Raw genomic sequence first — 6,047 nt, forward strand, 5'->3', positions numbered from 1 at the left:
CATTTTTCATGTAGATAATCAACACTCATCTACATGAAAACTGTATATAATCATTACAATCACGCAATTGGCTTGGCTACTGTTCACTTGGTCTGGATACCATGTCGGCGCAGAAGAATATTTGCTAATAATGAATCTTTAAAACTCCGATGCATTGAAATATTCCAATCTGTTGCTCATGACAATAAATGGATTATCAAAGCCTTAGAAATTGCACCAGACCACGTTCATTTGTTGGTTGAATACGATCCGCATCATTCAATATCTCAGGTAGTCAAGGCATTTAAAGGACGTTCATCTAGATATTTAAGACAAGAATTTCCAGAATTAATCAAACTTCCTTCTCTTTGGACGCATTCATATATATTTGATACTACTGGCAAGGTTAGTACTCAGAAAGTATTAGAGTATATTAACGATCCACATCACGGATAAATTTATTTATCCTGTTCGCTTATATCCCACGGTTGGAAACACGGGGGCTTTACGCATCACGACTCGTAACTGGGAACTGCTGTGATTTCTCCTGTTTTTTATATTAAGGTAATGAGTTATGCGATCGCTGCTGACAATCAGAACTATTGGTTTGTCACCTGTTGCTAGGAGCGATCGCTCCTAGCAATATAGTATAGGAATGATTGTTGTGATTGGGATTTGGGAAGCTACAGGTGTCATCCTGGGTAGTCCTCAAAAATACAAATAAATCGGAGGCGATCGCAATGCACTCAGTCAGCGATGCAGAAGCAATAATTTTAAACTTGGTGCAGCCATTAGATAATCAGCAGGATACAGAGATTGTAGATTTATTGGCAGCGCATGGACGCATTTTGGCAACACCTGTTACTAGTTTGCTAGATTTTCCTCATTGGGATAATTCCGCAATGGATGGCTATGCAGTTCGTTATGAAGATGTGCAGCACTCCAGCCTTGAACAGCCAGCTGTTTTAGAAATTGTCACAGAAATTCCTGCTGGTTCTCAACCCAATTCCACTATTCAACCAGGACAAGCAGCACGAATTTTTACAGGTGCAGTGATCCCTCCAGGCGCTGATACTGTGGTAATGCAAGAAAAGACTCGCCGGGAAGACAACAACGTTTTCATCCTCACAACGCCAAAACCTCAAGAATTCGTCAGACATCAAGCATCTTTCTACAAAGCTGGAACACCACTAATACCAGCAGGAATCAAGTTAAATGCCCCAGAAATTGCTGTGTTGGCAGCAGCACAGTGTCCACAATTAAGAGTTTATCGCCGTCCGCGTGTGGCGATTTTTTCGACAGGTGATGAGTTGACAACGCTTGAACAACCACTGCAACCTGGTCAAATTGTGGATTCTAACCAGTATGCCCTAGCAACTTTGGTTAAGGAATGTGGGGCAGAACCGTTAATGTTAGGTATTGTGAAAGATGAGCTTGTTGACCTTGAGCAAACAATCACTCAAGCTGTAGCTAATGCTGATTTAGTGATATCTTCCGGTGGTGTTTCTGTGGGTGATTATGACTATATTGACAAGATTTTGGAGACGCTAGGTGCTAAAACTCACATTTGTGCTGTAAAGATGAGGCCGGGAAAACCTCTGACTGTTGCTACCTTCCCAAATTCACACTCACCACTTTACTTTGGTTTACCAGGAAACCCGGCTGCTGTCTTGGTGACTTTCTGGCGGTTTGTGCAACCAGCAATTAAAAAGCTGTCGGGACTGGCTGGAGGTTGGAAACCGAAGTTTGTCAAAACGCGATGGCGTGATCAGTTGCGATTAGATGGCAAGCGCGAAACCTATATTTGGGGTAGCTTGCATTTAATTGATGGAGTTTATGAATTTCACCAAGCTGGTAGTAGTCAAAGTTCTGGTAATTTAATTAATTTAGCTCAAACTAATGCTTTGGCTATTTTACCAATGGGTAAAACTTTAATTGATTCTCAAGAAGAAGTACAGGTATTGCAAATCGAAATTTTATAATTCAATACGGTTCAGTTGTACAGGGAGAAGTTCAGTTGAAAGTTTCGCTTTTATCTAATAATTTAGCGGTAGCATTTACAACAATTTGAGCGGCTCCTGTGAAGAAAGAACGCTCGATATTTGCGGGAATATCACTGGGTTTATGGTAATAAGGTGTACGCAGATTAGCAGTATCTGTTACTAATACAGCACCTACTCCTTGATACCAAAAAGGTGCATGATCGCTACGTAAAGTGTCAGGTGCTAGTAAACCTTTTAGGGGAATTGGTAGTGTCAGTACTGATGGTAGACTGCCTTTTCTCTCCTTACTAAAAGCAGTAGGAAAAATCATTGATGAGTTTTGAAAAACACTCAATAAAGGTAAATGTTCAGCATCCCCAACCACGACTAAAAAATCCCCCTTATTGCTGGGTGGGTTAACTGGCAACCCTTTAGGATATTGCTGACATCCAACAGAGTAACAAGCATAACCTACCATATCCATAACAATAACTCCGCCGATTTTTTGCAAGCGTGCAGAATTGGATACAAAAGCTTTACTACCCAGAAGCCCTGTTTCTTCTTGATCAAAAAAAGCTAGCTGCAATGTCCGTGATGTTCGACTTGCACCCAGAAGTCGGGCAATTTCCAGTGTGACAGCAACACCAGTGGCGTTATCATCTGCGCCTGGTGAGGAAGCAACAGTATCGTAATGAGCTGCAACAAGAATTGCTTTTGCTGCAATGTCCGTTCCTGGGCGTTCGGCAAAGATATTAACACCGTTAGAGAACTTTTCTAGCTTGGGTTTCCAGCCTAATTTTTTTAGTTCAGTTGTGATATAAGCACGAGAACGCGATCGCTCTGTTATTGTATAACGCGGATAATTTAACTTTTGAACGTGGGCTAACAACTTGCCAACAGAGACTTTTAGGGTACTAACTGTCTGAGACTGTGCCTTTGGTTGGAGTTTTTCGGCTGGAATCCGCTCAACAATGGTTGGTGAGGTAGGTTGCTGAAAAAATTTGTTGAGTGCAGTACCTCTACTACCCACTACGGCAACTGCTACCAATACCACTAGCATTACCCAAATCCATTTTCTCATGTGATTATCCCTAGCAGTTGACTGTAAAAACGTCATGCGATCGCCAAGTTTTACGACTTGTCTTTTGACAAAGTTCAAAACTTAACTTATTGTTCCGCACTAGATAAGTACTGAGAAAGAAGCAATCAACAAAAATTTTTGATTTTATTTTGCCACTCAGAACTCAACACGCGGCTCAACGCCCCCCTACCGCTAACAGAACTCAGGACTTTATTTATGCTAGATTTGTTGCTGATCGCCATCCTGGGGTTTCTAGGCAGTTTTGGACATTGCTTTGGGATGTGTGGCCCTTTGACGGTAGCATTTTCCTTGTCTCATCAGCCAACAACCCCCAAGACAGTTTCCTCCAGACGAACAACCACCCTAGAAAAGTCCGTTACTTGGCGACAGCAGTTAGAATTTCACATCCTACTAAACCTGGGGAGAGTGTTGAGTTACGCTTTGGTGGGTGCTGGCATTGGGGCGCTAGGTTCAGTACTACTACAAGGTGGACAGTTAGCCGGTGTTGGCAGTGACTTACGTCGGTGGCTAGCAATAATTACTGGTGTCATGCTGATTTGGTTTGGACTAGGACAAGTCATGCCCAAACTATTACCTCGCATTCCCTTATTACATCCCCTCATACAGGACAGTTTACACAATCGTCTGAGTACTGGAATGGTCAAGCTTTCCTTACAAACCAAGTGGTGGACACCAATGCTTTTGGGAATGACTTGGGGTTTAATGCCTTGCGGTTTTCTGTATGCTGCCCAAATTAAAGCTGCTGAAACTGGTAACTTATGGATGGGTGCAGCAACTATGCTAGCTTTTGGCTTAGGAACTCTACCGACTATGCTAGGTGTAGGTGTCTCTACATCGTTAGCAAGTAAAGACAGACGTAGCCAGTTGTTTCGCTTGGGAGGGTGGGTAACACTCACTATTGGCGCTATCACTTTGCTGCGGACTGGTGACACAATGGTAGATTACAGCGGACATGCTGCTTTAATCTGCTTGATTATGGCGCTAATTGCTCGCCCAATTAGCAGCAGATGGGCATCACCTTTACGTTACCGCCGTGCTTTGGGGGTGGGAGCTTTTGTGCTTTCTGTGGTTCACACTGCCCACATGATCGAACACTCATTACAATGGAATTTAGCCGCCTTTTTCTTCTTGCCCCCAGAGTTTCAATGGGGTATGGCTGCGGGTGCTGTCGCAATGTTATTGATGACTCCTGCGGCTTTAACGAGTTTCGATTCGTTACAGAAATCTTTAGGCAAACATTGGCGACAAATTCATTTATTAAGTGTGCCAGCTTTAGTTTTGACTGCCATTCATGCTGTACTAATTGGTTCCCATTACTTAGGTTCTTTACAATTAACTTGGGCAAATAAATTAGCAGCCGCGTTAATGGGAATTGTCACTTTTGGTGTACTACTACTGCGTTGGCAAAACCCAGGTGATTCGTAATTCGTAATGACGTCCTCGCTCTAAGCGAAGCTATGCCGTAGGCTTTACGCTACCGCTGCGAAGCGCGTAATTCGTAATTTTGATGGGCGTACTTCATAGGTTTGTATTTAAAGCAAGTAATTTCTTATTTATTAATAGTCATTGGTTATATAGTCAGTTATTATTTTTACCCCAATTCCCCATTCCCAAACATGTCCCTTTTACAAAGTTCTAGCAAACCACAAAAATATCTATTATTCCTCTGTAGCTTAGTCATCTCAATAGCTAATTTTCAACCTGCTGTTGCTCATAAGATAGAAATAGCAGGAAATGTTGGGGCTACTCTCCACATTGAACCAAATGATAATCCTCGTGCCGGAGAACCGACGCAAGCGTGGTTTGCACTTACTCGCAAAGGTGGAAAGACAATTCCTCTGGCTCAATGTAATTGTCAGTTGGTTGTTTATGCCGAACCTCATACACCCAAGGAACCACCACTACTAGAGCCAGCTTTAAAACCTGTAACTGCTGAACGTTATCAAGATATTCCAGGTGCAGAAATTACCTTTCCTAAGCCAGGTATCTATCAGCTACAACTGCGAGGAAAACCAAACTCTGGAGCGAGTTTTAAACCCTTTGGATTCAAATTTGATGTCACCGTTGCAGCAGGAGGAAATGCACAAAATGTGCGAAATGTCAATGAAGATGTAGTCCAGAGTGAATCGCTACAGTTTCCATTATGGGCGATCGCTCTCCCCATTCTTGCAGTTATGGGTATCTTATTTACCATCCTGCAAGGCAGAAGAAGAGGAGGATAATACCTTATTGACATTGATCCTGCCATGCACCAGCAGAATAATCCTCAGCCTGTAACAGGGTAAAGGGGATTGAGAATGGGGAATAAAGAATTGGCAAGAGGACACGGGGACGCAAAGACGCACAGAAATTTTCTCCCTCATCCCCCTCATCCCCCTCATCCCCAATCCCCCGAAATACTAACTTTCTTGAGATTCTTCAGATATGGGTTCAGTTTCTGGCTCAGTTTCTGGTTCAGGTTCTGTTTTAACAATGGGCTTGATTTTAGAAGGTTTCGGGCCACGGGCTAACGCAGGATTGACCGGCGGCTTGTTTTCATCTGCATAGGCTGCTTTTTTCCCTTTACCAGACGAGCGATTACCACTTGGTTTTGAGCTTTTGGGAATAGGAGTGGATTCTATGGGAGGCACAGAATTCGTGTTTTCGGAACTGTTGTCAGCATTTGCTTGGGCTTGTCGTTCCGATTTTTTAATTGGACGTTCTACCATTGTTGATTTTTATAAAGCTATTTGTATGGTACATTGCTTCGGTGATTCCCAGGCTGTCGTCCTCTTGAGGCATGGGAACAGTGATCACAAAGCTGCCTGTAAGGGGTGGTTGATGTCATTATTTCTGAGTGGTTAGCAGGTGATCAGAACCCCGACTCTGAAAAAGTCGGGGTTCTAGCAACTTATCAAGAATTTGGGTTGAAAACCCCGTCCTACGCTGTGCTGAAGGACGGCTTTTTCGCAACGAATTTCGTATTTACACACGATGGCGTTTAG

6 protein-coding genes are annotated in these 6,047 nt (G+C 43.0%); 4 read left to right on the forward strand and 2 right to left on the reverse strand.

Annotation, left to right across the window (positions count from 1 at the left end; genetic code table 11):
• Positions 1-33 precede the first annotated feature (33 nt).
• Positions 34-435, forward strand: coding sequence for an IS200/IS605 family transposase (gene tnpA, locus AC5JMF_RS14835; protein ID WP_495796491.1), 402 nt, complete (start codon positions 34-36; stop codon positions 433-435).
• 284 nt (positions 436-719) lie between these two features.
• Positions 720-1,961, forward strand: coding sequence for a molybdopterin molybdotransferase MoeA (locus tag AC5JMF_RS14840; RefSeq protein WP_495796496.1), 1,242 nt, complete (start codon positions 720-722; stop codon positions 1,959-1,961).
• A gap of 31 nt (positions 1,962-1,992) precedes the next feature.
• Here AC5JMF_RS14840 and AC5JMF_RS14845 read toward each other — a convergent pair whose 3' ends face one another.
• The gene (locus AC5JMF_RS14845; protein WP_495796497.1) at positions 1,993-3,042 is read right to left on the reverse strand and encodes a M20/M25/M40 family metallo-hydrolase; all 1,050 of its coding nucleotides are present in this window, start codon (positions 3,040-3,042) and stop codon (positions 1,993-1,995) included.
• Between the two features lie 216 nt (positions 3,043-3,258).
• Between AC5JMF_RS14845 and AC5JMF_RS14850 the strand changes: the two genes are divergently transcribed.
• Complete coding sequence (locus AC5JMF_RS14850) at positions 3,259-4,488, forward strand: urease accessory protein UreH domain-containing protein (RefSeq protein WP_495796492.1); 1,230 nt, start codon at positions 3,259-3,261, stop codon at positions 4,486-4,488.
• A 191-nt stretch (positions 4,489-4,679) separates the two neighbouring features.
• On the forward strand, positions 4,680-5,285 hold the full coding sequence (locus AC5JMF_RS14855; RefSeq protein ID WP_495796493.1) for a hypothetical protein: 606 nt from the start codon (positions 4,680-4,682) through the stop codon (positions 5,283-5,285).
• Between the two features lie 177 nt (positions 5,286-5,462).
• Here the strand turns inward: AC5JMF_RS14855 and AC5JMF_RS14860 are convergent, their stop codons facing one another.
• The gene (locus AC5JMF_RS14860; protein ID WP_495796494.1) at positions 5,463-5,771 is read right to left on the reverse strand and encodes a hypothetical protein; all 309 of its coding nucleotides are present in this window, start codon (positions 5,769-5,771) and stop codon (positions 5,463-5,465) included.
• Positions 5,772-6,047: the final 276 nt, after the last annotated feature.

It is taken from the genome of Desmonostoc vinosum (genome assembly GCF_059505385.1).

What these genes read in the sequence shown, in the direction of transcription:
- tnpA (WP_495796491.1), top strand. Translation starts at nt 34, where the DNA reads ATGAAAACTGTATATAATCATTACAATCACGCAATTGGCTTGGCTACT.
- AC5JMF_RS14840 (WP_495796496.1), top strand. Translation starts at nt 720, where the DNA reads ATGCACTCAGTCAGCGATGCAGAAGCAATAATTTTAAACTTGGTGCAG.
- AC5JMF_RS14845 (WP_495796497.1), bottom strand. Translation starts at nt 3,042, where the DNA reads ATGAGAAAATGGATTTGGGTAATGCTAGTGGTATTGGTAGCAGTTGCC.
- AC5JMF_RS14850 (WP_495796492.1), top strand. Translation starts at nt 3,259, where the DNA reads ATGCTAGATTTGTTGCTGATCGCCATCCTGGGGTTTCTAGGCAGTTTT.
- AC5JMF_RS14855 (WP_495796493.1), top strand. Translation starts at nt 4,680, where the DNA reads ATGTCCCTTTTACAAAGTTCTAGCAAACCACAAAAATATCTATTATTC.
- AC5JMF_RS14860 (WP_495796494.1), bottom strand. Translation starts at nt 5,771, where the DNA reads ATGGTAGAACGTCCAATTAAAAAATCGGAACGACAAGCCCAAGCAAAT.